General features: G+C 62.4%; 21 protein-coding genes, 1 other RNA gene and 1 pseudogene. 4 read left to right on the forward strand and 19 right to left on the reverse strand.

Features of this window, described 5'->3' with window-relative positions:
- Positions 1–437 precede the first annotated feature (437 nt).
- The 18 genes and pseudogenes from lpxC to rsmI form a co-directional block, all read right to left on the reverse strand.
- Positions 438–1,349 carry a UDP-3-O-acyl-N-acetylglucosamine deacetylase gene (gene lpxC, locus HGO40_RS10165; RefSeq protein WP_095106092.1) on the reverse strand — a complete coding sequence of 304 codons (912 nt, stop codon included), beginning with the start codon at positions 1,347–1,349 and terminating at the stop codon, positions 438–440.
- A 112-nt stretch (positions 1,350–1,461) separates the two neighbouring features.
- Positions 1,462–2,655 (reverse strand): cell division protein FtsZ, encoded by a 1,194-nt coding sequence (ftsZ, locus tag HGO40_RS10170; protein ID WP_250962880.1) that lies wholly within the window; start codon positions 2,653–2,655, stop codon positions 1,462–1,464.
- A 97-nt stretch (positions 2,656–2,752) separates the two neighbouring features.
- Positions 2,753–4,012: a cell division protein FtsA gene (ftsA, locus tag HGO40_RS10175; protein ID WP_250962881.1), complete on the reverse strand. Its 1,260-nt coding sequence runs from the start codon at positions 4,010–4,012 to the stop codon at positions 2,753–2,755.
- Positions 4,013–4,027: 15 nt separating this feature from the next.
- Positions 4,028–4,894, reverse strand: coding sequence for a cell division protein FtsQ/DivIB (locus tag HGO40_RS10180; protein WP_186705128.1), 867 nt, complete (start codon positions 4,892–4,894; stop codon positions 4,028–4,030).
- A gap of 3 nt (positions 4,895–4,897) precedes the next feature.
- Positions 4,898–5,863, reverse strand: a complete 966-nt coding sequence (locus HGO40_RS10185; protein ID WP_053124955.1) for a D-alanine--D-alanine ligase — start codon at positions 5,861–5,863, stop codon at positions 4,898–4,900.
- Positions 5,860–7,320 carry a UDP-N-acetylmuramate--L-alanine ligase gene (murC, locus tag HGO40_RS10190; protein ID WP_250962882.1) on the reverse strand — a complete coding sequence of 487 codons (1,461 nt, stop codon included), beginning with the start codon at positions 7,318–7,320 and terminating at the stop codon, positions 5,860–5,862. The genes HGO40_RS10185 and murC overlap by 4 nt, the downstream gene beginning before the upstream one ends.
- Positions 7,313–8,383, reverse strand: coding sequence for an undecaprenyldiphospho-muramoylpentapeptide beta-N-acetylglucosaminyltransferase (gene murG, locus HGO40_RS10195; RefSeq protein WP_250962883.1), 1,071 nt, complete (start codon positions 8,381–8,383; stop codon positions 7,313–7,315). Before murG ends, murC begins: the two co-directional genes overlap by 8 nt.
- Positions 8,384–8,390: 7 nt before the next feature.
- A pseudogene (gene ftsW, locus HGO40_RS10200) lies at positions 8,391–9,590 on the reverse strand (putative lipid II flippase FtsW); the annotation flags it as partial.
- On the reverse strand, positions 9,587–10,933 hold the full coding sequence (murD, locus tag HGO40_RS10205; protein WP_250962884.1) for a UDP-N-acetylmuramoyl-L-alanine--D-glutamate ligase: 1,347 nt from the start codon (positions 10,931–10,933) through the stop codon (positions 9,587–9,589). The pseudogene ftsW and the gene murD, both read right to left, overlap by 4 nt.
- A gap of 5 nt (positions 10,934–10,938) precedes the next feature.
- Positions 10,939–12,021 carry a phospho-N-acetylmuramoyl-pentapeptide-transferase gene (gene mraY / locus HGO40_RS10210; protein WP_250962885.1) on the reverse strand — a complete coding sequence of 361 codons (1,083 nt, stop codon included), beginning with the start codon at positions 12,019–12,021 and terminating at the stop codon, positions 10,939–10,941.
- Positions 12,021–13,388 carry a UDP-N-acetylmuramoyl-tripeptide--D-alanyl-D-alanine ligase gene (locus tag HGO40_RS10215; protein WP_250962886.1) on the reverse strand — a complete coding sequence of 456 codons (1,368 nt, stop codon included), beginning with the start codon at positions 13,386–13,388 and terminating at the stop codon, positions 12,021–12,023. Before HGO40_RS10215 ends, mraY begins: the two co-directional genes overlap by 1 nt.
- A complete protein-coding gene (locus HGO40_RS10220) occupies positions 13,381–14,844 on the reverse strand; it encodes a UDP-N-acetylmuramoyl-L-alanyl-D-glutamate--2,6-diaminopimelate ligase (RefSeq protein ID WP_250962887.1) in 1,464 nt (487 codons plus the stop codon). Before HGO40_RS10220 ends, HGO40_RS10215 begins: the two co-directional genes overlap by 8 nt.
- Positions 14,844–16,586, reverse strand: coding sequence for a peptidoglycan D,D-transpeptidase FtsI family protein (locus HGO40_RS10225; protein WP_502943253.1), 1,743 nt, complete (start codon positions 16,584–16,586; stop codon positions 14,844–14,846). Before HGO40_RS10225 ends, HGO40_RS10220 begins: the two co-directional genes overlap by 1 nt.
- Entirely contained in the window at positions 16,583–16,876 is a 294-nt protein-coding gene (gene ftsL / locus HGO40_RS10230) for a cell division protein FtsL (protein ID WP_003178214.1), read from the reverse strand. The genes HGO40_RS10225 and ftsL overlap by 4 nt, the downstream gene beginning before the upstream one ends.
- A complete protein-coding gene (gene rsmH, locus HGO40_RS10235) occupies positions 16,873–17,820 on the reverse strand; it encodes a 16S rRNA (cytosine(1402)-N(4))-methyltransferase RsmH (protein WP_502943254.1) in 948 nt (315 codons plus the stop codon). The genes ftsL and rsmH overlap by 4 nt, the downstream gene beginning before the upstream one ends.
- Complete coding sequence (mraZ, locus tag HGO40_RS10240; protein ID WP_250962888.1) at positions 17,817–18,272, reverse strand: division/cell wall cluster transcriptional repressor MraZ; 456 nt, start codon at positions 18,270–18,272, stop codon at positions 17,817–17,819. The genes rsmH and mraZ overlap by 4 nt, the downstream gene beginning before the upstream one ends.
- Positions 18,273–18,580: 308 nt before the next feature.
- An RNA gene (gene rnpB / locus HGO40_RS10245) (RNase P RNA component class A) lies at positions 18,581–18,934 on the reverse strand.
- A gap of 74 nt (positions 18,935–19,008) precedes the next feature.
- Positions 19,009–19,914, reverse strand: a complete 906-nt coding sequence (rsmI, locus tag HGO40_RS10250; RefSeq protein WP_250962889.1) for a 16S rRNA (cytidine(1402)-2'-O)-methyltransferase — start codon at positions 19,912–19,914, stop codon at positions 19,009–19,011.
- 363 nt (positions 19,915–20,277) lie between these two features.
- Between rsmI and HGO40_RS10255 the strand changes: the two genes are divergently transcribed.
- From HGO40_RS10255 to HGO40_RS10270, 4 genes are all read left to right on the forward strand, one after another.
- Positions 20,278–22,089, forward strand: coding sequence for a penicillin-binding protein activator (locus HGO40_RS10255; RefSeq protein WP_250962890.1), 1,812 nt, complete (start codon positions 20,278–20,280; stop codon positions 22,087–22,089).
- Positions 22,089–22,451, forward strand: a complete 363-nt coding sequence (locus HGO40_RS10260; protein ID WP_186705120.1) for a YraN family protein — start codon at positions 22,089–22,091, stop codon at positions 22,449–22,451. The genes HGO40_RS10255 and HGO40_RS10260 overlap by 1 nt, the downstream gene beginning before the upstream one ends.
- A gap of 102 nt (positions 22,452–22,553) precedes the next feature.
- Positions 22,554–23,147, forward strand: a complete 594-nt coding sequence (locus HGO40_RS10265; RefSeq protein ID WP_007928463.1) for a phosphoheptose isomerase — start codon at positions 22,554–22,556, stop codon at positions 23,145–23,147.
- Positions 23,144–23,722 carry a BON domain-containing protein gene (locus tag HGO40_RS10270; RefSeq protein WP_030139689.1) on the forward strand — a complete coding sequence of 193 codons (579 nt, stop codon included), beginning with the start codon at positions 23,144–23,146 and terminating at the stop codon, positions 23,720–23,722. Before HGO40_RS10265 ends, HGO40_RS10270 begins: the two co-directional genes overlap by 4 nt.
- Before the next feature lie 903 nt (positions 23,723–24,625).
- Here HGO40_RS10270 and HGO40_RS10275 read toward each other — a convergent pair.
- A complete protein-coding gene (locus tag HGO40_RS10275) occupies positions 24,626–25,039 on the reverse strand; it encodes a ClpXP protease specificity-enhancing factor (RefSeq protein ID WP_053124982.1) in 414 nt (137 codons plus the stop codon).
- Between the last annotated feature and the right edge of the window lie 16 nt (positions 25,040–25,055).

Here is a 25,055-nt window from a genome sequence, read left to right on the forward strand (position 1 = left end):
CCCGCTTGAGTGCGCAGCGGCCCCAAAAAAGCGATGAGCGCTGCGCACTCACGCGGGAGCAAGCGCCCTCGCCACAAAAGCTTCCCAGCCATCACGCCACAGATTGATCAACGGTAAACACTGTGGGAGCGAGCCTGCTCGCGATGGCGGTGTGTCTGTGCCGATGATGTTGGATATGCCGGCCTCTTCGCGAGCAGGCTCGCTCCCACAGGAGAAACGCGGTCACCCAGAGCCAGGTCGGCTATCAGACCGCCTAGGCGTGGACGTCGATCTCGGGCGCCCCGTTAACCACGATGGCCGAACGCAGGTATTGTGGAGTGGGCCGTAAGGGCGGAACCATAAGCAGCCGTTACAAAAAACGGATATACACACCCAAAAGCAACCATAAAAAAAGGCCACCCAAAGGCAGCCTTCAAAAACTAGAGAGGTTTTTTTGATTACACGGCCGCGACAGGACGCATGTAAGAGATTGGTGCGGTGCTGGCGTCTTCGAACGTCACGACTTCCCAAGCATCTTTCTGCTCAATCAACTTGCGCAGCAGCTGGTTGTTCAGTGCGTGGCCGGACTTGAAGCCCTTGAACTCACCAATCAAGCTATTGCCCAGCAGGTAGAGGTCGCCGATTGCATCGAGGATCTTGTGCTTGACGAATTCGTCTTCATAGCGAAGACCGTCTTCGTTCAATACACCATCGGAATCGACCACGATCGCGTTTTCAACACTGCCGCCGAGTGCGAGGTTGTGCTTGCGCAGGTACTCGATATCACTCATGAAACCAAAGGTACGGGCGCGGCTGACTTCTTTCACGAACGAAGTGCTGGAAAAATCCACGCTTGCACTCTGGGTGCGGTCACGGAAAACCGGGTGATCGAAATCGATCTCGAAGCTCACCTTGAAACCCTCGAAAGGGACGAAAGTGGCGCGCTTGTCGCCGTCTTCCACTGTCACTTCCCGCAGGATGCGGATGAACTTCTTGGCTGCGTCCTGCTCTTCCAGGCCAGCCGATTGAATCAGGAATACAAAGGGTCCGGCGCTGCCATCCATGATCGGGACTTCGGACGCGGAGAGCTCGACGTAGGCGTTATCGATGCCCAGGCCAGCCATGGCCGAGAGCAAATGCTCCACCGTGTCCACTTTGACGTCACCGTTGACCAGTGTGGTCGACATAGTGGTTTCACCAACGTTTTCCGCGCGAGCAGGAATCTGCACCACAGGGTCGAGGTCGGCACGACAAAACACGATGCCGGTGTCGACAGGCGCGGGCTTGAGGGTCAGGTAGACCTTCTCGCCGGAGTGCAGACCGACACCTGTGGCACGGATAATATTCTTCAGGGTGCGTTGTTTAATCATGGCATGGGCCGCTTCAGCGCAAATTGCGAACTGGTATCAACAAAGGCTGGCGATGATAGCAGACCAGACCTTTGCTGAACACCAATCACCTGTATCCCCCTGATACATTTCATCAATCGGCCTGACGACGCAGGAAAGCCGGGATGTCCAGGTAATCCAGATCGTCTTGCGGATTCATCTTCGCGGCAGTCGCAGCACCGGCCTGGGCCTGGTTGCGCATGACGGTCGGACGGTCCAGGTCACGGTAGTTCACCGCAGGCGCTTCCTGACGCGAAGCCGCTTGTTGTTGCGGTTGCGAAGCCATGGAAGTGTGAACGGTGTTGTCGATGACCTTCACGGGCTTCTCGATTTTCGCGCCCAGGCCCGTGGCAACCACGGTCACGTGCAACTCGTCGCGCATGTCCGGATCGATAACGGTACCGACCTTGACCATCGCGTGCTCGGAAGCGAAGGCTTCGATGATGCTACCCACGTCGGAGTACTCACCCAGGGACAGGTCAGGACCGGCGGTGATGTTCACCAGGATGCCGCGTGCACCTTGCAGGTTCACGTCTTCGAGCAACGGGTTGCGAATGGCCGCTTCGGTGGCCTCGCGTGCACGGTTCGGACCGCTGGCGCAGCCAGTGCCCATCATCGCCATGCCCATTTCGCTCATAACTGTCCGTACGTCGGCAAAGTCGACGTTGATCATGCCTGGACGCTTGATGATGTCGGAGATACCGCGAACGGCACCGGCCAGTACGTCGTCAGCCTTGGCGAAAGCCGACAGCAGGCTTGCATCTTTACCCAGGATGGTCAGCAGCTTCTCGTTGGGAATGGTGATCAACGAGTCAACGCTTTCAGACAGCAGACGGATACCTTCGTCGGCGATCTGCATACGCTTGCGGCCTTCGAACGGGAACGGACGAGTCACCACCGCAACGGTGAGGATCCCCATTTCCTTGGCCACTTCGGCGATGATCGGTGCAGCACCAGTACCGGTACCGCCGCCCCTGCCGGTGGTGATGAACACCATGTTGGTGCCTTGCAGGACTTCAGCGATGCGCTCACGGTCTTCGAGCGCGGCCTGACGACCGACTTCCGGGGTGGCGCCGGCGCCGAGGCCTTTGGTTACGCCAGTGCCCAATTGCAGGAGGGTCCGCGCGCCGATGGATTTCAGCGCCGGGGCATCAGTGTTGGAGCAGATGAACTCGACGCCTTCGATGTTGCTCTTGACCATGTGGTTGACAGCGTTGCCGCCGCCACCGCCGACACCGATTACTTTGATAACCGGGCTAGCGGGGATGTTGTCTACGAGTTCGAACATGTTCCCTCTCCTTTCATTCTCTAGTTTTTTCGCCTACTGCGTTTGCCGCGTCTTCCAGCGCCAGGCCTGAAACCTGCCGCGTGAAGCTTTGAAACTGTTAGAAATTGCCCTTGACCCAAGCCTGGAGACGCTCGAACAGCGGTGCCTTAGGCTCGTCGCTGCTGTAGCTGTCGCGACTGCCAATGCCCGAGAACGAGATCCCGTCGGACTGTTTTTGCAGGCCGTACATCAACAGGCCCACGCCGGTGGAATAGATCGGGTTACGGACCACGTCATCCAGGCCCTTGACGCCATGGGGCACGCCCAGGCGCACCGGCATGTGGAAAATCTCCTCGGCCAGCTCGACCGCGCCTTCCATCTTCGACGTACCGCCGGTCAGCACGATGCCGGCCGGGATCAGGTCTTCGTAGCCACTGCGACGCAGTTCGGCCTGGATCAGCGTGAACAGCTCGTCGTAACGCGGCTCGACCACTTCGGCCAGGGCCTGGCGCGACAGTTCGCGCGGTGGACGGTCGCCGACGCTTGGCACCTTGATGGTTTCACCGGCACCGGCCAGTTTCGCCAGGGCACAGGCGTAGCGGATCTTGATTTCCTCGGCGTACTGGGTCGGGGTGCGCAACGCCATGGCGATGTCGTTGGTCACCTGGTCGCCGGCAATCGGGATCACGGCCGTGTGGCGGATCGCGCCTTCGGTGAAGATCGCGATGTCAGTGGTGCCGCCGCCGATGTCCACCAGGCACACGCCCAGCTCTTTCTCGTCGTCGGTCAGCACCGAGTAGGCCGAGGCCAGTTGCTCGAGGATGATGTCGTCGATTTCCAGGCCGCAGCGGCGCACGCACTTCTCGATGTTCTGCGCGGCGTTCACCGCGCAGGTCACCACGTGGACCTTGGCTTCCAGGCGCACGCCGGACATGCCCAGGGGCTCGCGCACGCCTTCCTGGTTATCGATCACGTAATCCTGCGGCAAGGTGTGCAGCACACGCTGGTCGGCCGGGATTGCCACGGCCTGGGCCGCGTCGAGAACGCGCTCGAGGTCGGCGGAGCTGACTTCGCGATCACGAATCGCCACGATGCCGTGGGAGTTCAGGCTGCGGATGTGATTGCCCGCCACGCCGACGAACGCCGAGTGGATCCGGCAACCGGCCATCAGTTGCGCCTCTTCGATGGCGCGCTGGATCGATTGCACGGTGGACTCGATGTTCACCACCACGCCTTTCTTCAAGCCGCGGGACGGGTGTGTACCGATCCCGACGATGACCAGCGTGCCGTCGTCCGCGACTTCGCCTACCAGCGCCACCACCTTGGAAGTGCCGATATCGCGACCGACGATCATTTTCCCGCTTTGCACGTTTGCCATGGGGCCTGCCTCTTCTTAATTCTTCGCGACGGCGGGTTCGGCCGTCGTCGGCGCTACAGGTTCCCGCCAGCCAACAGCCAGGCCGTTGGCGTAGCGCAGATCGATGCGCGCAATGTTCGTAATCTGTTCTTTGAGCGTCTTGTCATAGATGGCGATGAAGCGGCGCATCTTTTCCACCAGGTTGCCGCGACCGAGCAACAGCTCGATGCCCGGCCCCGAGCTGCCCGCGCCAGTGGTCAGGAACCAACTGCCGCGCTCACGCAACTCCAGGCGCGCGATGGAGAAGCCCAACGGCCGCAACATCTGACTCAACACCTGGTATTGCTGCATGACTTGCTGCTGGGCCCGCTGTGGGCCGAACAGTTGTGGCAAATGTTCATAGTTGGCCAGTTCCCGCGGCGTAAACGCCTGGCCCTGGTTGTTCAACAGCGACTCGTCGCCCCAACGGGCCACCGGCAGCTGTTCTTCCAGGCGAATCGACACCTGGTCGGGCCACACCCGCCGGACTTCGGCGTGGGCGATCCAGGGCATCTGCTCCAGCTCCGTGCGCATGCCCGCCAGGTCGATGGTGAAGAAGCTCGACGCGACGAACGGGGCGATCCGCTGCTGCACCGCCTGCTGGCTGATGTAGCTCAGGTCGCCCTGGACGTTGATCCGGGCGATTGGCCGGTCGGCATACGGCAACAACCGTTGCGCGCCTTCATACGTACCGAACCCCAGCGCAACCAGCATCACTGGCCAGAACAGGCTCTTGAGAAAGCCAAAATTGGCTTTCGGCAAGCGCGCCGACATCGGCTCTTTGGCCACCATTCGGCTGGCACCCCGCGGCACCGGCTTGCGACCGGGTGCGGATGGCTGATGACGAAGCGATGCGCCTTGCATGGCTTAACCTCTTGGCTCTTGTTGGCCGACACTGGCGGCCAGGATCGACAGCACCAGTTGCTGGAAATCCAGGCCGGCGGCGCGGGCCGCCATCGGCACCAGGCTGTGATCGGTCATGCCAGGGGCGGTGTTGACTTCCAGGAACCAGAACTGCCCATCGGCGTCCTGCATCACGTCCGCCCGGCCCCAACCGGCAATACCCAGCGCCTCACAGGCCTTGGCCGTGAGGTCCATCAGTTGTTTTTCCTTGGCCGCATCCAGCCCGCAGGGAATGCGGTACTGGGTATCGTTGGCGATGTACTTGGCGTCGTAGTCGTAGAACGTGTGGGGCGTGCCCAGCGCAATCGGGGGCAACACCTGGTCACGCAGGGTGGCGATGGTGAACTCGGGACCGGTGATCCACTGTTCGACCAACACTTGCGAATCGTAGGAACTGGCGTCCTTCCAGGCTGCGGTCAACTCAGGCAGCGAATTCACTTTCGCCATGCCGATACTTGAACCTTCATGGGCCGGTTTGACGATCAAAGGGAAGCCCAGTTCCGTGGCCGCCGAAATACAATCGGCCTCGGACGCCAGCACGGCGTGACGCGGCGTTGGAATGCCGAGGCTGTGCCAGACCTGCTTGGTGCGCAGCTTGTCCATCGCCAGGGCAGACGCGAGGATGCCGCTGCCGGTGTAGGGAATGCCCAGGCATTCGAGCAGGCCTTGCATGCTGCCGTCTTCACCGCCGCGACCGTGGAGAATGATGAACGCGCGGTCGATCTTTTCGCTGAGCAGGCGCTGCAGGAAATCGTCGCCCACATCGATGCCGAAGGCGTCGACGCCGGCGCTTTGCAAGGCTTGCAGCACGGCGTTGCCGGACTTGAGGGAGACCTCGCGCTCGGCGCTCTTGCCACCGAACAGCACGGCAACGCGGCCGAAGGCTTTCGGATCGAGGGTCGAGACCAGGTTGGCGTAGGCAGCAGTCATTTCAGTTTCCCCTCGCTGGAGGCCACGATGGCTCCGGCGAATAACGGACTGTTCAACAGTTTCGGGGCCAGGCCACCGATGTCGCCGGCACCCTGGCACAGCAGGATGTCGCCGGCGCGCAGCAGCGGCTTGACCAGCGGCGCGAGGTCCACGCCGCGTTCGATGTAGATCGGGTCCAACTGGCCACGCTGGCGAATGCTGTGGCACAGCTGGCGGCTGTCGGCCCCGGGGATCGGCTCTTCACCGGCCGGGTAGACTTCCATCAACAGCAGCACGTTGGCGTCGGCCAATACCTGGACGAAGTCGTCGTACAGGTCGCGGGTGCGGCTGTAGCGGTGCGGCTGGTAGACCATCACCAGGCGCCGCTCCGGCCAGCCACCGCGCACGGCCTTGATCACCGCCGCGACTTCGGTCGGGTGGTGGCCGTAGTCATCCACCAGCATCACGTTGCCGCCGTCCACCGGCAATTCGCCGTAGACCTGGAAGCGTCGACCCACACCCTGGAACCCGGACAGGCCCTGGACGATGGCTTCATCGCTGACACCTTCGTCGGTGGCGATGCAGATAGTGGCCAAGGCGTTGAGCACGTTGTGGTTGCCAGGCATGTTCACCGACACGTCCAACGGCTCGCGATCAGGGCGCAAGACGGTGAAGAATGTCTGCATGCCCTGCTGGCGCACGTTGATGGCGCGTACGTCGGCGTCTTCGCCAAAACCGTAGGTCACGGTCGGACGCTTGATCAGCGGCAGGATCTCACGCACCACCGGATCGTCCAGGCACACCACCGCCAGACCGTAGAACGGCAGGTTGTGCAGAAACTCCACGAAGGTTTTCTTCAGCTTGTTGAAGTCGCCGTCGTAGGTCGCCATGTGGTCGGCGTCGATGTTGGTCACCACGGCCACCAGTGGTTGCAGGTGCAGGAAACTCGCATCGCTCTCGTCGGCTTCGGCGATCAGGTAGCGGCTGGTACCCAGTTGGGCATTAGTGCCCGCGGCATTCAGGCGGCCACCGATCACGAACGTCGGGTCCAGGCCACCAGCGGCGAACACCGAGGCGATCAGGCTGGTGGTGGTGGTCTTGCCGTGGGTACCGGCGACGGCGATGCCGTGGCGATAGCGCATCAGCTCGGCGAGCATCTCAGCCCGTGGCCCCACCGGGATGCGGCGTTCCAGGGCGGTGGCGACTTCCGGGTTGGACGTGTTCACGGCGCTGGACACCACCAGCACGTCGGCATTGGCGGCGTTCTCGGCACGGTGGCCGATAAAAATCTGCGCGCCGAAGGATTCCAGGCGCTCGGTGACCGGGGAAGCCTTCAGGTCGGAACCCGAGACCTGGTAACCCAGGTTCAGCAGCACCTCGGCGATCCCGCACATGCCCACGCCGCCGATACCGACGAAGTGGATGCGGCGGATACGGCGCATTTCCGGTTGCGGCATGGCTTTGCGATTCTCAACCATGGGCCACCTCCAGGCAGGTATCGACCACTTGGGCCGTGGCATCGGGTTTGGCCAGGCGGCGGGCGGCGCGGGCCATGTCTTCAAGTCGTTGCGGCTGCATCAAAACCTCTGTCAGGCGGGCGGCAAGATCCGCGGCGCCAGTCGTTCTTTGCGGCATCAGGAAGGCAGCGCCTTCACGGGCCAAATAATCGGCGTTACGGGTCTGGTGATCGTCGATGGCGTGGGGCAAAGGCACCAGCATCGAGGGCAGACCGGCGGCAGCCAGTTCACTGATGGTCAGCGCGCCTGCGCGGCAGACCACCAGGTCGGCCCAGCCATAGGCTTGGGCCATGTCTTTGATGAAAGGCTGCACTTGCGCCTCGACGCCGGCGGCGCGGTAGCGCTCGGCGGTCACTTCATCGTGGTTTTTGCCGGCCTGGTGAAACACTTCCGGGCGCAGTTCGGGGGCGACCTGCGACAGGGCTTCGGGCAGCAATTTGTTCAACGGTTCTGCCCCCAGGCTTCCACCCAGGACCAGCAAACGCGCCTTGCGTCCGGCCAGGGCCGGGCGCGGTGTTTCGAGGAACAGCTCGGTACGCACCGGATTGCCGGTGGTGCGGCGGCTGCCCGACAGGGTAAAGGTGTCGGGAAAGGCTTCACAGACCCGGGCGGCCAACGGCACCAGTAACCGATTGGCGGTACCGGCCACGGCGTTCTGCTCGTGGACGATCACCGGCACACCGGCCAGTTTTGCCGCAACGCCGCCCGGCCCGGTCACATAACCGCCGAACCCGACCACGCACACCGGCCGCAGCCGACGAATGATCGCCCGCGCTTGCCAGACCGACTTGAGCAGCATCAGCGGTGCCTTGAGCAACGACAGCTTGCCCTTGCCCCGCAGGCCGCTGGCGTCGATCCGGTGCAGTTCGAGGCCGGCGCCGGGCACCAGTTCGTTCTCGATGCCCCGTGGCGTGCCCAACCAATGCACGGTGTAGCCGCGTGCCTGGAACTCCCGGGCACAGGCCAGCGCCGGGAATACGTGCCCGCCGGTACCGCCCGCCATGATCAGCACGGTAGCGCCCATGAGTCGGCTCCTCGGCGAAGTCGCTCTCCTGGAATTCCATCTCTTCGCTGCCCAGGTGGGTTCGACTCTACCATTCGATACGCAGCAACAGGCCGAGACAGGCACAGCAGATCACCAGGGAGCTGCCGCCATAACTGAGGAACGGCAGCGTCAGGCCCTTGGTCGGCAATAGGCCGACGTTCACGCCGATGTTGATCAAAAACTGGCCGATCCACAGGAACGACAAGCCATACGCCACATAGGCGGCGAAAAACTGTTTGGCCTTTTCCGCCCACAAGCCGATCTACATGCCACGCACGCAGACGAACACGAACAGGGCGACGGTGCACAGGGAACCCACCATCCCCAGTTCTTCGGCCAGGACCGAGAACACGAAGTCGGTGTGGGCTTCCGGCAGGTAGAACTGCTTCTGCACGCTGTTGCCCAGGCCCACGCCCAGCCACTCGCCGCGACCGAAGGCAATCAGCGCCTGGGTCAATTGATAGCCGGAACCAAACTGGTCCGCCCACGGATCGGTAAAGGTGATCAGGCGCGCCATCCGATACGGTTGCGCCTGCACCAGCACCGTCACCGCCGCAACCGCCAGCGCGACCATCAAGGTGAAACGGAACAGCCCGACGCCGCCGAGGAACAGCATCGCCGCCGCCGCGCCCATCATCACCACCGTGGCACCGAAGTCCGGTTCCATCAGCAGCAGGCCGGCCATCGGCAGCAACACGATGAACGGCTTGAAGAACCCCATCCAGCTCTCGCGCACTTCCTTCTGGCGACGCACCAGGTAACCGGCGAGGTAGATCACCACGAAGACCTTGGCGATCTCCGAAGGCTGGACGTTGAAGAAGCTGAAGCCGATCCAGCGCATCGAGCCGTTGACCTCGCGACCAATACCCGGCAAGAGCACCATCACCAACAGGCCGAAGGCACCGAGCAACATCATCCAGCCCAGGCGTTGCCAAGTGGCGATCGGCACCATCATGGTGACGATGCACGCGCCCAGGCCGATCACCAGGTAAATCAGGTGGCGGATCATGTGGTAAAGGGTGTTGCCCGACTGCACGGCGGCCACTTCCGACGACGCGGAGGTGATCATCACCAGGCCCAGGCCCAGCAAGGCCAGGCAACCGGCGAGCATCGGGAAATCCAGATCGATGCCACGACCGGTGATCAGCGGCGACGGGTACGGCTTGATGATGTTCATCAGGTTCATGCCAAGTCCTCCGCGGCCTGGGCGAACAACTGCCCACGCTCTTCGTAGTTCTTGAACATGTCGAAACTGGCGCAGGCCGGCGACAGCAGGACCGCATCGCCCGGCTGGGCAAGGGCGCGGCATTGCTGCACCGCCTCGTCCAGCGAAGCGACGCGTACCAGCGGCACGGCATCGCCGAGGGCCTGGGCGATCAATTCGCGATCACGGCCCATCAGCACCACGGCGCGGCAGTTGGCGGCAACGGGGTCGCGCAGGTCCTTGAAGTCGGCACCCTTGCCGTCGCCGCCGGCGATCAGCACGAGCTTGCCGTCGATGTCCGCGCCAAGGCCTTCGATGGCCGCGAGCGCGGCACCGACGTTGGTGGCCTTGGAGTCGTTGTACCAGGCCACGCCATCGAGGTCGCGTACCCACTGGCAGCGGTGCTCAAGGCCGGCGAAGGTGCGCAGGGCCGAGAGCATGGCGTCGAACGGCAGGCCGACCGCATGCCCCAGGGCCAACGCAGCCAGGGCATTGGCCTGGTTGTGGGCGCCGCGAATTTTCAACTCGCGCACCGGCATCAGGATCTGGAATTCGAAGGCCAGGTATTTCTCGCCGTTCTCTTCGCGCAACCCGAAGCCTTTGAAATCCGGAACGCCCAGGCCGAAGGACCAGCACGGCATGCCCTCGCCCAACACCGGCCGGGGCAGGGCGTCCTGGCGGTTGAATACCACTTGCCGGGCACCCCGGAAAATCCGGTGCTTGGCCAGGTGGTAAGCCGGCAGGCCGCTGTAGCGGTCCATGTGGTCTTCGCTGACGTTGAGCACGGTGGCCACTTCGGCACCGAGGTGGTCGGTGGTCTCGAGCTGGAAGCTCGACAGTTCCATCACGTACAACTCGACGTCATCGCTGAGCAGGTCCAGTGCCGGGGTACCGAGGTTGCCGCCCACGGCGACACGCTTGCCGGCCGCCGCGGCCATCTCACCCACCAGGGTGGTGACGGTGCTCTTGGCATTGGAACCGCTGATGGCAACGATCGGCGCCTTGGCGTTGCGCGCGAATAGCTCAATGTCGCCGGACAACTTCACGCCACGGGCAGCGGCAGCCTGCAGGGCTGGGGTCGCCAGGGCCAGGCCGGGACTCACGTAGAGTTCATCGGCACGGCACAGGAATTCGACGTCCAGCTCGCCACAACGCACGTCCACCTGTGGATAGTCACGGCACAGCGTGGCCAGCTCAGGCGGATTTTCCCGCGTATCGGCCACGGCAAACGACACGCCCCGGTTCGCCAGGAAGCGAACCAGGGACATGCCGCTCTTGCCGAGGCCGACAACGATGCGGAAGTGGTCAGAAGCGATCAGGGACACTCGTTCTACCTCAGCTTCAGGGTGGCAAGGCCGACCAGCACCAGGATCACGGTGATGATCCAGAAACGGACGATCACGCGTGGCTCGGGCCAGCCCTTGAGTTCAAAGTGGTGGTGGATCGGCGCCATGCGGAATACGCGGCGGCCGGTCAATTTAAAGGAGGCAACCTGAATGACGACTGACAGGGTCTCCATCACGAACACACCGCCCATGATGAACAGGACGATTTCCTGGCGAACGATCACGGCGATGGTGCCCAGGGCCGCGCCCAGCGCCAGCGCGCCGACGTCGCCCATGAAGACTTGCGCCGGGTAGGTGTTGAACCACAGGAAGCCCAGTCCGGCACCGATCAGCGCACCGCAGAACACAATCAATTCACCCGCGCCCGGCACATACGGGATCAGCAGGTATTCGGCGAACTTCACGTTACCCGACAGGTAGCAGAAGATCCCCAGGGCGCCGCCGACCATGACCGTCGGCATGATCGCCAGGCCGTCGAGGCCGTCGGTGAGATTGCCCGCGTTGCTCGCACCGACGATCACCAGGTAGGTCAATACGATGAAACCAGCGCCCAGCGGAATGCTGTAGTCCTTGAGCATCGGCAGGATCAGGGTGGTTTCCACCGGCGAGGCGGCGGTCATATAAAGGAAGATCGCCGCGCCGAGGCCGAACACCGATTGCCAGAAATACTTCCAGCGGCTTGGCAGCCCACGGGAGTTCTTCTCGATGACCTTGCGGTAGTCGTCGACCCAGCCGATGGCGCCGAACAGCAACGTCACCAACAGCACAACCCAGACATAACGGTTCGCCAAATCAGCCCACAGCACGGTACTGATGCCAATGGACGACAGGATCAGCGCGCCCCCCATGGTCGGCGTACCGGATTTGGACAGGTGCGATTGCGGACCGTCGTTACGGACCGACTGGCCGATCTGCAGGTTCTGCAGGGTGCGGATCATCCACGGGCCCAGGAACAGCGACAACGACAACGCGGTCAGCACACCCAGGATCCCGCGCAGGGTCAGGTACTGGAAGACCGCGAAGCCTTTGTGGAACTGTTGCAGGTACTCCGCTAGCAGCAGCAGCATTAATGTTTCTCCGTGGTGGTGCCGCACAGCGCCGCGACGATGTTTTCCATCGCTGCGCTGCGTGAACCCTTGATCAATAAGGTGGTGTTCGGGTCCTGCTCGGCGCCCAGGGCCTGGATCAATTCGGCTTGAGTAGTGAAATGCCGTGCGTGCTCGCCAAACGCGGCGACTGCATGGGCCATCATCGGACCGACCGCATACAGCGCATCGACCTTGCCGCGCGCATAGGCACCGACATCGTGATGTCCCTGTTGCGCCCATTCGCCCAACTCGCCGATATCCCCCAGCACCAGCACGGTACGGCCGGAGAAACCGGCGAGGATATCCACCGCCGCGCACATGGACGACGGGTTGGCGTTATAGGTGTCGTCGATCACGCGCATGCCGTTGCTGGCCAGTTGCGCGACAGAGCGCCCCTTGACCGGCTGCACGGCGTTCAGCCCGGCAACGATGCCCGGCAGCGACACGCCCAGGGCATGGGCGGCAGCTGCGGCGGCCAGGGCGTTGGCGACGTTATGGGTGCCCAGCAGGTTCAATTGGACCCGCTCGGCACCGTCGGGGCTGTGCAGGTTAAAGGCCGGGCAACCGCGGGCATCACGGTCCAGGTCGCTGGCGTAGAAATTCGCGGCGAGGTTGCTCAGGGCAAAGCTCAGCACCTTGCGCTCCCCCGCCCGGGTCTTCCAGATTTCGAAGGCCTTGTCGTCGAGATTCAGCACGGCGACGCCATTGGCATCCAGCCCGTCGATGATCTCGCCCTTGGCCTCGACGATTTTTTCCGGGCCGCCGAACTCGCCGACGTGGGCGGTCCCGGCGTTGTTGAGCACCGCCACGTGGGGCTTGGTCATGGCCACGGTGTAGGCGATCTCGCCGCGCCGCGAAGCCCCCAATTCAATGACGGCGGCGCTGTGTTCCGGTGCCAGTTCCAGCAAGGTCAGGGGCACACCGAGGTCGTTGTTCAGGTTGCCACGGGTCGCCAGCACCGCACCACGAGTGCGCAGGATGCTGGCAAGCATTTCCTTGACCGTGGTCTTGCCGCTGGAACCGGTAATGGCCGCGACCGGGTTGCCATACGCTGCGCGGTTCAGCGCACCGAGCTGGCCCAGGGCCTGGCGAGTGTCGCTGACGAGCAATTGCGGCAACGTGCTGGTGCTCACTTCCCGCTCGCCCAATGCGGCGACCGCACCTTTGCCCTCGACCTCGTTCAAGTAATCGTGGCCGTCGAAACGCGGACCGGTCAGGGCGACGAACAATTGCCCCGGCGCGATCGCCCGGCTGTCGATGCTCACGCCGCTGAAGGTGGCGTCCGCAGAAATGAGGCGCGCATTCAGGGCGTTGGTCAGCTCGCTGAGTTTCAGGGCCTTAAGCATGGGCCACCTCCCACGCGGTCAGGGCGTGATCGGCTTCCACCAGATCGGAGAACCCATGGCGTTCGCCGTTGATTTCCTGATAGTCCTCGTGACCCTTGCCGGCCAGGACGATGACATCGTCCGCCGAGGCGCTGGCGATCAACTGGGCAATGGCCTGGCCGCGACCAGCGACGAAGGTGACGTTATCCACAGCGGTAAAACCGGCGCGGATGTCGTCGAAGATCCGCAGCGGGTCTTCGCTGCGCGGGTTGTCGTCGGTGACCAGCACGCCGTCCGCCAGACGCTCCACCACTTCTGCCATCAACGGGCGCTTGCCGCGATCGCGATCGCCGCCGCAGCCGAACAGGCACAGCAGCCGGCCCTTGGCGTGAGGACGCAAGGCCGTGAGGACTTTTTCCAACGCGTCGGGGGTATGGGCGTAATCGACCACCACCAACGGTTGGGCCCCGCCGCCGAGGCGCTGCATGCGCCCGGCCGGCCCTTCAAGTCTTGGCAACACCTTGAGGATTTCGTCCAGCGCGTAGTCCAGGCCGAGCAAGGCGCCGATGGCCGCCAATACGTTGCTCAGGTTGAAGCGGCCGAGCAAGGTGCTGCGCAGATGGTGCTCGCCCTGGGGCGTGACCAGTGTGGCGCGCACGCCTTCATCGTCGAACTGCGCCTGGCGTATATAAAGGTAGGCGCTGGTATCTTCCAGGCTATAGGTGATCAACCGGGACTCGCGCTTGTCGGCGGCCAGTTGCCGGCCGAACTCGTCGTCGAGATTGATGACCCGGCATTTCAAGTCACTCCAGGCAAACAGCTTGGCCTTGGCTTCGCCGTAGGCCTGCATGGTGCCGTGGTAGTCCAGGTGGTCGCGGGACAGGTTGGTCAACACCGCGACGTCGAACGCCAGCGCCGTCACACGACCCTGGTCCAGGCCATGGGACGAGACTTCCATCGCAACGGCCTTGGCACCGGCCTTCTTCAGGTCCGCCAGGGTCGCTTGCACGGCAATCGGGTTCGGCGTGGTGTGCAGGCCGCTTTCCAGCGCGCCATGAAAACCGTTGCCCAAGGTGCCGACAATGCCGCAATGCTGGCCGAGCAGGTCCAAGGCCTGGGCCACCAGTTGGGTCACGCTGGTCTTGCCGTTGGTGCCGGTCACGCCCACCAGGTTCAGGTGGCGGCTCGGGTCGCCATAGAACCGTCCGGCGATGTCCGACAGCTGCGCCGCCAGGCCCTTGACCGGAATCAGCGGCACGTCAGTGATCGGCAGCACGGTCGCGCCTTGCACTTCATACGCCACGGCAGCCGCGCCGCGCTTCAGGGCGGCGGCGATATGGTCGCGACCATCGACACGGGCGCCCGGCACCGCCAGGAACAAGTCCCCGGCACGTACATTGCGGCTGTCCAGGGCCAATTCACGAATCAGCAGATCGTGACCGGCGTGGGCAAAAATCTTGTTCAGGCTCAGGGACATCAGCCACGCCCTCCTTCGGCTTTCAAGGGAATGACCGGTGCGGTATTGGCCTGCTGGGTCGGCGGAAGGTTATCCGGGGTAATGTTCATCAGGCGCAGGGTGCCGGACATCACTTTGCTGAACACCGGCGCCGAGACCAGGCCACCGAAGTAGCCCGCCTTGCTCGGTGCGTCGATGACCACGACGATGGCGTAGCGTGGGTCGCTCATCGGCCCGAAGCCGGCAAACAGCGAACGGTAGGAATTCTCGGCGTAGCCTTTGGTGCCCACGGAGGTTTTGCGGGCCGTACCCGACTTGCCTGCCACGTGATAGGCCGGCACCTGGGCGCGGTAGACACCACGCGGCGCCTCGATCACCTGTTGCAGCATGCCCTGCATGGTCTTGGCGACGTTTTCCGGGATCACCTGGGTGGCCTGCGGTGGCTTGTCAGTCTTGATCAGGGTCAGCGGTGCCATGCGCCCGTTGTTCGCCAGCGCGGAAAACGCGTGGACCAACTGGATCGCGGTCACGGAAACGCCGTAGCCATAGGACAACGTGGCGGTCTCAGCCTTGCGCCAGTCACGGTAGTTCGGCAGGTTGCCGACACGCTCGCCCGGGAAGCCCAGGCCGGTGTCCTGGCCGAGGCCGATTTTCTGGGCCAGGCGATAAATCGTCTCGCCGCCGATATCGAAGGCGATCTTGCTCATGCCGACGTTACTGGAGTTGATCAGGATGCCGGTCAGGTCGAGCACCGGGCCTTCAGTCTTGGACACGTCACGGATGGTGTACTTGCCGATCTGCAAGGTGCCCGGGTAGACCTCGACGGTGTCGCTCGGTTTCCAGCGCCCGGTTTCCAGGGCGGCGGCCATGGACACGGCTTTCATGGTCGAACCCGGCTCGAACACGTCGATCATCGCGCGGTTGCGCATCATCGCCGGTTGCAGGTTGCGGCGGTTGTTCGGGTTGTAGGTCGGCTGGTTGACCATCGCCAGGATCTCGCCGGTCTTCACGTCCATGATCACCAGGCTGCCGGCCTTGGCACCGTTCTCGACGATGGCGTTGCGCAGCTCGCGGTTGGCCAGGTATTGCAGGCGCAGGTCAATGGACAACGCCAAGGGCTTGCCGGCCTTGGCGTTTTTGGTGACTTGGACATCCTTGATCAGCCTGCCGCGCCGATCCTTGATGACCTGGCGCTTGCCGGCGACCCCGGCGAGCCATTCGTCATAGGCCAGCTCGACCCCTTCGCGCCCTCGATCATCGATGTCGGTAAACCCGACCATGTGGGCGGTAACTTCACCGGCCGGGTAGAAACGCCGGAATTCTTCGATGCCGTAGACACCGGGCACTTTCAGGTCGAGCACGCCCTGGCCTTGCTCGGGCGTCAACCCGCGCACCAGGTAGATGAATTCCTTATTGGCTTGGGCTTCAAGACGCTCGGCCAAGGCCTTGGGGTCCTGCCCGAGGGCGGCGGCCAAGGCCGGCCATTTTTCCTTGGCTTGCTGCATTTCCTTGGCGTTGGCCCACAAGGTGGTCACCGGGGTACTCACGGCCAGGGGTTCGCCGTTGCGGTCGGTGATCAGGCCACGGTGCGCCGGAATCGGAATATGACGCACACTGCGAGCGTCGCCCTGCCCCTTGAGGAAGTCACGGTCGATGACCTGCAGGTCGATGATGCGCCACGAAATCGCCGCCACCATGATCCCGAGCAAGCCCAGGCCCAGACGAAACCGCCACGGGAACAGCGCCCCTTCGAGTGTCATCATGGCGCCACCATTTGCACTTCGGCGGCGCCGGGAATGCGCATTTTCAGCTGTTCGGTAGCCAGTACTTCGATACGGCTATGGGCGGTCCAGGTGCTTTGCTCCAGGATCAACCGGCCCCACTCGGCCTGCGCCTTGTCGCGCACGCTCAGTTCGTTGTAGAGGGTGTTGAGCAACTGCCGGTTCCAGTGCGCGCTATAGGACACGGCGATGGCCGACACGAGCACGCCGATAAACAGCAGCAGCATGAAAAAGCTGCCGCCAGGCAGGGGCTTGGCGAAGAGCTTGCTCACCGCAACTTCTCCGCGACACGCATGACGGCGCTACGGGCACGTGGGTTGGCCTTGAGTTCGGCGTCGGAGGCGAACTGCGCTTTGCCATGGAGCTTGATTTTCGGTACGAAGGCTTCGAAACGCACCGGCAGGTTGCGCGGCAGGTTATCGGCTTCGCCCTTGGTGAGCTTGCGCATGAACAGCTTGACGATGCGGTCTTCCAGGGAATGGAAGCTGATCACCACCAGCCGACCGCCGATCTCCAGCGCCTCAAGCGCTGCTTCGAGACCAACTTCCAGATCGCCCAGCTCGTTATTGACGTGGATGCGCAAGCCCTGGAAAGCACGGGTCGCCGGGTGCTTGCCCTTCTCCCAGGCCGGGTTGGCCACTTTCAGCACTTCGGCCAGGTCGCCGGTACGCTCGAAGGGCTTGACGTCGCGGCGTTCGACCACGGCACGGGCCATGCGGCCGGAGAAACGCTCTTCGCCGTATTCCTTGAAGACACGGGCGATTTCTTCCACCGGGGCGGTGTTGACGAATTCGGCGGCGCTGATGCCACGGGACGGATCCATGCGCATGTCCAACGGACCGTCATTGAGGAAACTGAAGCCGCGCTCCGGGTCGTCCAGTTGCGGCGACGACACGCCCAGGTCGAGCAGCACGCCACTGACCTTGCCCGCCAGGCCACGCTCGGCGACTTCCGCGCCCAACTCGGCAAAGCTGCGCTGCACAACGACAAAGCGGCCGTCTTCGGCCGCCAGCGCTTGCCCGGTGGCAATCGCTTGAGGATCCTTGTCGAACCCCAGCAACCGACCGTCCGGACCGAGCTGGCTGAGAATCAGCCGGCTGTGCCCGCCACGCCCGAACGTGCCGTCCAGATAGCAGCCATCAGGACGTACGGCGAGAGCCTCGACGGCTTCGTCAAGCAGTACGGTGATGTGGTTAAAGCCGCTATCAATAGTCACAGGATCAAATCACGCAGTTCATCAGGCATGGCGCCCGGTTGTTGAATAGCAGCGAGGTCAGCGGCAGAAACCGCATTCCAGGCATCTTCGTCCCACAGTTGGACCTTGTTCAGTTGGCCCACCAGCATCGCGCGCTTGTCCAGCTTGGCGTACTCGCGCAGGCGCGGCGGCACCAGGAAACGACCGCTGCCATCGAGCTCGAGGTCGACGGCATTACCGATCAGCAAGCGTTGCAGGCGGCGGTTTTCTTCACGCAGCGAAGGCAGTGCGCGCAGTTTGGTTTCGATGATTTCCCACTCATCCAAGGGGTAGACACACAAACATGGGTCAACAGCGTCGATTGTGACGATTAATTGCCCCGAACTTCGCGAAACGAGCTCGTCACGATACCGGCTGGGCATGGCGAGCCGGCCTTTTGCATCGAGACTGATAGCGTTAGCTCCGCGAAACACGTCTGCGTTTCTCCACTTTTTGGCGTTTTACCTTCAAAAAAACCCACTTCATGCCACTTTCCGCCACTTGCGCACACTATAGGAATGCGCCCACCGCACCGTCAAGGCGCGGAATGAAGGAAAAGCCTTATAGATCGGAGATTTAGGAGCGTTTCAGGAGGGGTAACAAGAATCTGACGTAGGAAAAGGCGCTTCAACCTGAGGCTGCACAGGGGACTGCGCGCACAAGTTAAAGTGATTTGTTAAGAGTAAGATTTTTTTGGTATTAGGAACTGCGTCTGCCAGTGATTCCGGCAGGAAGGGAAAAGGTGGAGAGTCGATCTGTAAGCCGGGTTCTGTCTTGAACAGTCATTCGTCTACGATGGCCATCACTGGACATCTTTAGCAACCTACCCGGTCCCAGCGCGGGCCACGCCTTGGGACCCTATTTGGTCTTGCTCCAAGTGGGGTTTACCTAGCCACGAACTGTTGCCAGCCGTGCGGTGCGCTCTTACCGCACCTTTTCACCCTTACCGGCGCCGAAACGCTTAGGCGGTTATTTTCTGTGGCACTTTCCGTAGGCTCACGCCTCCCAGGCATTACCTGGCACTTCGCCCTATGGAGCCCGGACTTTCCTCCCCCCTCTAATTTTCATAGAGGGCAGCGACTGTCCGATCGACTCTCCGCCGCGAAGGTTAACGGTAGAGCGCTTGAAGAACAAGCGCTAAAAGCCCCGGGCCAGCACCGTGTCCCGGTTTCACTGGTCTTTCTGTTTTTCCAGTGCGACCTGATACAGCACATTCTTGCGCTCGCCGGTGATCTGCGCCGCAAGGGCCGCGGCGCGCTTGAGGGGCATTTCCTCGAGCAGCAGGTTCAGGACGCGCATCGCCTCGCTGCTGACAGCGTCCTCGTTTTGCGGCGGTGTCCAGCCTGCCACCAGCACGACGCACTCACCGCGCTGCTGGTTGCTGTCGCTTTCGACGAAGGCGCGCAACTCGGCCAAGGGCAGGCCCTTGAGGGTGTCAAAGGTCTTGGTCAACTCCCGGGCCAGCAGCGCCTGGCGCTCGGGGCCGAACGCCAGCTCCATGTCTTGCAGGCATTCGAGGATGCGGTGCGGCGCCTCATAAAAGATCAGCGTGCGCGGTTCTTCCTTTATAGCTTCCAGGCGCGCCCGCCGCCCTCCCGCCTTGGCCGGCAGGAAACCCTCGAAAATGAACCGGTCCGACGGCCGGCCTGCCGCCGACAGCGCCGCGATCAATGCGCAAGCCCCCGGCACAGGCACCACATTGATGCCAGCCGCGCGGGCCTGGCGCACCAGATGGTAGCCGGGGTCGGAAATCAGCGGCGTACCGGCATCGGAAATCAACGCGACGTTATCACCCGCCAACAGCCGGGTGATGAAACGACTGCCTTCGTCCCGCTCATTGTGTTCATGACAGGCCGCCAACGGCGTGGAAATGCCGAAATGTTGCAGCAGGCGCTGGGAGTGGCGCGTGTCTTCAGCCGCGATCAGCGCGACCTCCTGCAGGATTTTCAGCGCCCGGGCACTGATATCGTCCAGGTTGCCGATGGGCGTCGCCACCACATAAAGCGAGCCGGCAGCGGAATTCAAAGCACCTGGAGCAGTCAAAACGCGCACCTCATGATCGGTAAAAACCGCCATTGTAGCGTGTAGCGGCGGTCTCGGCTGTTCGCAGTACCTGGCACCCCGAGGCGCCACCTCTCACTAGAAGGTTGCACAAGCCCTTGTGGCGAGGGAGCTTGCTCCCGCTCGGCTGCGCAGCAGTCGTAAAAATCTGCCAGCCACATTGATGTAGCGTATTGAATGGCTTAGGGCTGCTACGCAGCCCAGCGGGAGCAAGCTCCCTCGCCACAAAGGCAATATTGCGGAGCGATCAGCGTCTTTTGTGCTGCGCCGCACTCTTTGAAATACCTAAATTGATCGATTCACGCCACTAACATCGCGCCCCGGCCAGTGCTTGGGTACAATTCGACGCTAATTTGATCTCGTATCAGGAACACTTACATGATCGCTTGCCTGCGGCTGCTCTCCGCCCTTTGCCTCGCTGCCCTCCTGGCGGCTTGCGCCAGCTCGCCCTCGTCCAGCCTTGGCGAACTTCCACGGACCCCGGATGCCAGTATCGAGCAACTGCTCGAACAGGCCACCCAAAGCAAAACCCCGGAAAAGGCCGCCCTGCTGCGCCTGAGCGCCGCGGACCTGGCCTACCGCCAGGGCAATGCCGGCCAGTCCGCACAGATCCTGCAACAAGTGCCGATGGAGCAACTCAAGCCCGGCCAGCAGATTTTCGCCAGCACGCTGTCGGCTGAACTGGCGATGACCCGCAACCAGCCCAAGGCTGCGCTGACCGCCCTGAGTCATCCAAGCCTGCAACACCTGAGCGAAATGCCGGTGGAGCAGCAGGTCCGCACCGGCACCGTCCGTGCCCGCGCCCTCGAAGCCGATGGCCAGACCCTGGCCGCCGCCAAGGAGCGCATCTTCCTTGCGCCCCTGCTGGAGAACGACGCCGCAGCGAAAAACCATGAAGCCATCTGGTCGCTGATCGCCTCGCTGCCCACCGACCAGTTGCAGCCAACCTCCAACGACGATCTCGGCGGCTGGCTGAGCCTGGCCCAAGTCGTCAAGACCGCTGGCACCCTGGACCAGCAGCAGGCGGCCATCGACCACTGGCGCGAACAGAACCCGAAGCACCCTGCCGCCCTGCAACTGCCGACACCCCTGGTCAAGCTCAAGGAACTGGCCAGCCAGCCATTGAGCAAGATCGCCCTGCTGCTGCCACAGAGTGGCCAGTTGGCCGCGGTTGCCAAGGCCTTGCGCGAGGGCTTCATGGCTGCCCACTACCAGGCCCAGCAGGCCGGGCAGACGCCGCCAAGCATCCAGTTCTATGACAGCGCCAGCCTGACCTCCATGGACGAGTTCTATCGCAAGGCCCAGGCCGACGGCGTGCAACTGGTCATCGGCCCGCTGGAAAAACCGCTGGTCAAGCAGATCAGCACCCGCCCGCAATTGCCGATCACCACCCTGGCACTGAACTACAGCGAAGGCGAACAAGGGCCACCGCAACTGTTCCAGTTCGGCCTGGCACCTGAGGATGAAGCCCGCGAAGTATCCCGTCGCGCCCGTGCCGATGGCCTGCACCGCGCCGCCGCCATGGTGCCGAAGGGCGAATGGGGCGATCGCGTGCTCAAGGCCTTCAGCCAGGACTGGCAGGCCAACGGCGGCACCATCGTCGCCATCGAACGTGTCGACCAGCCGGTCCAGCTGGCCCAGCAGATCGCCGACATGTTCCAGTTGCGCCAGAGTGAAGGTCGCGCCAAGAGCCTGCAAAACACCGTCGGCACCACGGTCGCGGCCCAGCCGTCCCGTCGCCAGGATATCGAGTTCATCTTCCTCGCCTCGACACCGCAGCAGGCCCAGCAGATCAAGCCGACCCTGAACTTCCAGTACGCCGGCGACGTGCCGGTCTACGCAACGTCCTCGGTGTTCAGCGCCAGCGGCGACCAGAACCAGTACAACGACATGAGCGGCATCCGCTTCTGTGAAACCCCCTGGCTGCTCGACGCCAATGACCCGCTGCGCAAGCAGGTCACCGCGCAGTGGCCCCAGGCGGGTGGCAGCCTGGGTCGGTTGTACGCGATGGGGGCGGACGCCTATCGCCTGGCGCCGCGCCTGGGCCAGCTCAAGACGGTGCCGGACAGCCGCATCGACGGCCTGTCGGGCAGCCTGGCCGTGTCTCCCACCCAGCGCGTACAGCGTCAACTGCCCTGGGCCGAGTTCGTCAACGGCCAGGTGCAGCGCCTGCCGGACACCCAGCGCTAATGCCTGACCGATCACGCCAGCAAAGCGGACGGGATGCCGAGGGCCAGGCCCTCGCGCATCTCGAGCAACACGGCCTGCGGCTGCTGGCGCAGAACTGGTTGTGCAAACGCGGCGAGCTTGATCTGGTCATGCTTGACGGCGATACAGTAGTATTCGTCGAAGTCCGCTACAGAAAAAATACCCAATGGGGTGGCGCGCTCGACAGCATTGACGGGCGCAAGCGCCAAAAGCTGATTTTCGCCGCGCAGTACTTCCTGCAACGCGAGTCTCGCTGGGCCGATCATCCCTGCCGCTTCGACGTGGTTGCCATCGACAGTAACGCCGACCAGTTGAACTGGCTGCAGAACGCCTTCGACAGTTGAGCGCCCATGCCGAGCCGGACACCTTCACCTAACTTTTTTGCTCTTTGCTTTGCGCGCCGCACATGTTTGTGCCGATAAGTCGCGCTACTTAAGGTCACACAGATGGACATGCAATCGCGAATTCGCCAGCTTTTTCAGGCCAGTATCGACACCAAGCAACAGGCGATGGACGTACTTGCACCGCACATCGAGCAAGCCAGCCAAGTGATGGTCAACGCCTTGCTCAACGAGGGCAAGATGCTTTCGTGCGGCAACGGCGGCTCGGCCGGCGACGCCCAGCATTTTTCCTCGGAATTGCTCAACCGCTTCGAGCGCGAACGCCCGAGCCTGCCGGCAATCGCCCTGACCACCGACAGCTCGACGATTACCTCGATCGCCAACGACTACAGCTACAACGAAGTCTTCTCCAAACAGATCCGCGCCCTGGGCCAACCCGGCGATGTCCTGCTGGCGATTTCCACCAGCGGCAACTCGGCCAACATTATTCAAGCGATCCAGGCCGCACATGATCGCGAAATGATTGTCGTAGCATTGACCGGTCGTGACGGCGGCGGCATGGCGTCACTGCTATTGCCCGAAGACGTCGAGATCCGCGTACCGGCCAATGTCACTGCACGTATCCAGGAAGTCCACCTGCTGGCGATCCACTGCCTTTGCGACTTGATCGACAGCCAACTGTTCGGGAGTGAAGAATGACCCCTAATCGCCTAGGCCTTCTGGCCCTGACCCTGTGCCTCGGCATCAGCGGCTGCACATCGGTGGTTAACGCCAGCCGGGAAAAGCCGATTGAAGATGACCGCGGCACCCGCACCTTCGGCAGCAAGATCGACGACTCCCTGATTGAAACCAAGGTCGGCGTGAACATCGCCAAGGCCGATCCGGACCTGGACAACAACTCGCACATCGTCGTCACCAGCTTCAACGGCGTTGTCTTGCTGGCCGGCCAGACCCCACGTGCCGACCTCAAGGCCAAGGCCGAACAAGAAGCCAGCGCCGTGCAGCGGGTCAAGACCGTGCATAACGAGCTTCAGGTTCTGCAACCTTCTTCGCTGCTGGCGCGCCAGAACGATGCCTGGCTGACCACCAAGATCAAGACGCAGATGCTCACCGACGCCAGCATTCCTGGTTCGCGCATCAAGGTTGTGACTGAGAATGGCATCGTGTATTTGCTGGGGTTGCTGACCAAGCAGGAAGCGGCGCAGGCGACTAATCTGGTGCAGGGTGTGTCTGGAGTGCAGAAGATTGTGAAGTTGTTTGAGTATATTGACTGATATAGATGCTGGTACACGAACGGCGCTTTTCCTGGAAAGGAAGGCGCCGTTTTTTTATGGCTTCGTTTTGGGGCTGGTTGATCGGTGTGTATATCCATTGCTGCGGTAACGGCCGCTTAGGGTTCCGCCCTGGCGGCGGGTCACTTTCGAAAAGCCCGGAAGCCGGCCCAGTCGAAAGTAACCAAAGCGCTTCTGCCTCACCACTCGGTGCCTCGCCAGGGCTCGGCATGCCTGAACGAAGGCATTGCTCCGTGGGCCGCCGCGAAGGCGATGGCTCAGTCACATGGATGTTGGTTTACTGGCCTCATCGCGAGCAAGCTCGCTCCCACAGGGGTTCTGTATTGGATATGAATTTTGTGTCCACTGGAGATTGAATGTGGGAGCGAGCCTGCTCGCGATGGCGGTGGTTCAGTCAAATGGATGTTGGGCTTGCCGGCCTCTTCGCGAGCAGGCTCGCTCCCACAGGGGTTCTGTGTTGGATATGAATTTTGTGCCCACTGGAGATTGAATGTGGGAGCGAGCTTGCTCGCGATGGCGGTGGTTCAGTCAAATGGATGTTGGGCTTGCCGGCCTCTTCGCGAGCAGGCTCGCTCCCACAGGGGTTCTGTGTTGGATATGAATTTTGTGCCCACTGGAGATTGAATGTGGGAGCGAGCTTGCTCGCGATGGCGGTGGTTCAGTCAAATGGATGCTGGGCTTGCCGGCCTCTTCGCGAGCAAGCCCGCTCCCACAGGACCTTGAAAGGGATGGTTGCAAGAGCGGAACCATAAGCACGCGTTACCGCAGAAACGAATATGCACACAAAACCACGACACAAAAAAATGCCCGCATCTCACGACACAGGCATTTTCTTAACCAAGTTACAGGCTTTCGCCCAACCAGTGACTGGCACTTATCGGCAACCTACTTCACCACTTTCAAACTCGGCCGCCCACTAGGACGCGGCGGCTCGTCATCCGGTGGCGGCAAATCATCATCCGGCTCGAACTCTTCCTCACCGTCCAGCGGCGCTTCCAGCTCGAACACCATGCCCTGGCCATTCTCCCGGGCATAAATGCCCAGGATCGCAGCAACAGGCACGTACAGGGTATGCGGCACACCACCGAAGCGCCCTTCGAAACTGACAGCATCGTTATCCATGTGCAAGTGACGCACGGCGGCTGGCGACACGTTCAGGACAATCTGCCCGTCATTGGCAAAACCCTGCGGCACCTGCACCGACGGAAACTCGGCGTTGACCAGCATGTGCGGGGTGCAATCGTTGTCCACAATCCACTCGTAGAGCGCGCGGACCAGATAAGGTCGACTGGAGTTCATAGCGGCTCCCTAAGCC

Origin of the sequence: Pseudomonas sp. CG7 (assembly GCF_023701885.1) — a bacterium.
GTDB lineage: Bacteria > Pseudomonadota > Gammaproteobacteria > Pseudomonadales > Pseudomonadaceae > Aquipseudomonas > Aquipseudomonas zanjanensis.

Coding starts and splice junctions, on each gene's coding strand:
- lpxC (WP_095106092.1), bottom strand. CDS start 1,349: ATGATTAAACAACGCACCCTGAAGAATATTATCCGTGCCACAGGTGTC.
- ftsZ (WP_250962880.1), bottom strand. CDS start 2,655: ATGTTCGAACTCGTAGACAACATCCCCGCTAGCCCGGTTATCAAAGTA.
- ftsA (WP_250962881.1), bottom strand. CDS start 4,012: ATGGCAAACGTGCAAAGCGGGAAAATGATCGTCGGTCGCGATATCGGC.
- HGO40_RS10180 (WP_186705128.1), bottom strand. CDS start 4,894: ATGCAAGGCGCATCGCTTCGTCATCAGCCATCCGCACCCGGTCGCAAG.
- HGO40_RS10185 (WP_053124955.1), bottom strand. CDS start 5,863: ATGACTGCTGCCTACGCCAACCTGGTCTCGACCCTCGATCCGAAAGCC.
- murC (WP_250962882.1), bottom strand. CDS start 7,320: ATGGTTGAGAATCGCAAAGCCATGCCGCAACCGGAAATGCGCCGTATC.
- murG (WP_250962883.1), bottom strand. CDS start 8,383: ATGGGCGCTACCGTGCTGATCATGGCGGGCGGTACCGGCGGGCACGTA.
- mraY (WP_250962885.1), bottom strand. CDS start 12,021: ATGCTGCTGCTGCTAGCGGAGTACCTGCAACAGTTCCACAAAGGCTTC.
- HGO40_RS10215 (WP_250962886.1), bottom strand. CDS start 13,388: ATGCTTAAGGCCCTGAAACTCAGCGAGCTGACCAACGCCCTGAATGCG.
- HGO40_RS10220 (WP_250962887.1), bottom strand. CDS start 14,844: ATGTCCCTGAGCCTGAACAAGATTTTTGCCCACGCCGGTCACGATCTG.
- HGO40_RS10225 (WP_502943253.1), bottom strand. CDS start 16,586: ATGATGACACTCGAAGGGGCGCTGTTCCCGTGGCGGTTTCGTCTGGGC.
- rsmI (WP_250962889.1), bottom strand. CDS start 19,914: ATGGCGGTTTTTACCGATCATGAGGTGCGCGTTTTGACTGCTCCAGGT.
- HGO40_RS10255 (WP_250962890.1), top strand. CDS start 20,278: ATGATCGCTTGCCTGCGGCTGCTCTCCGCCCTTTGCCTCGCTGCCCTC.
- HGO40_RS10260 (WP_186705120.1), top strand. CDS start 22,089: ATGCCTGACCGATCACGCCAGCAAAGCGGACGGGATGCCGAGGGCCAG.
- HGO40_RS10265 (WP_007928463.1), top strand. CDS start 22,554: ATGGACATGCAATCGCGAATTCGCCAGCTTTTTCAGGCCAGTATCGAC.
- HGO40_RS10270 (WP_030139689.1), top strand. CDS start 23,144: ATGACCCCTAATCGCCTAGGCCTTCTGGCCCTGACCCTGTGCCTCGGC.
- HGO40_RS10275 (WP_053124982.1), bottom strand. CDS start 25,039: ATGAACTCCAGTCGACCTTATCTGGTCCGCGCGCTCTACGAGTGGATT.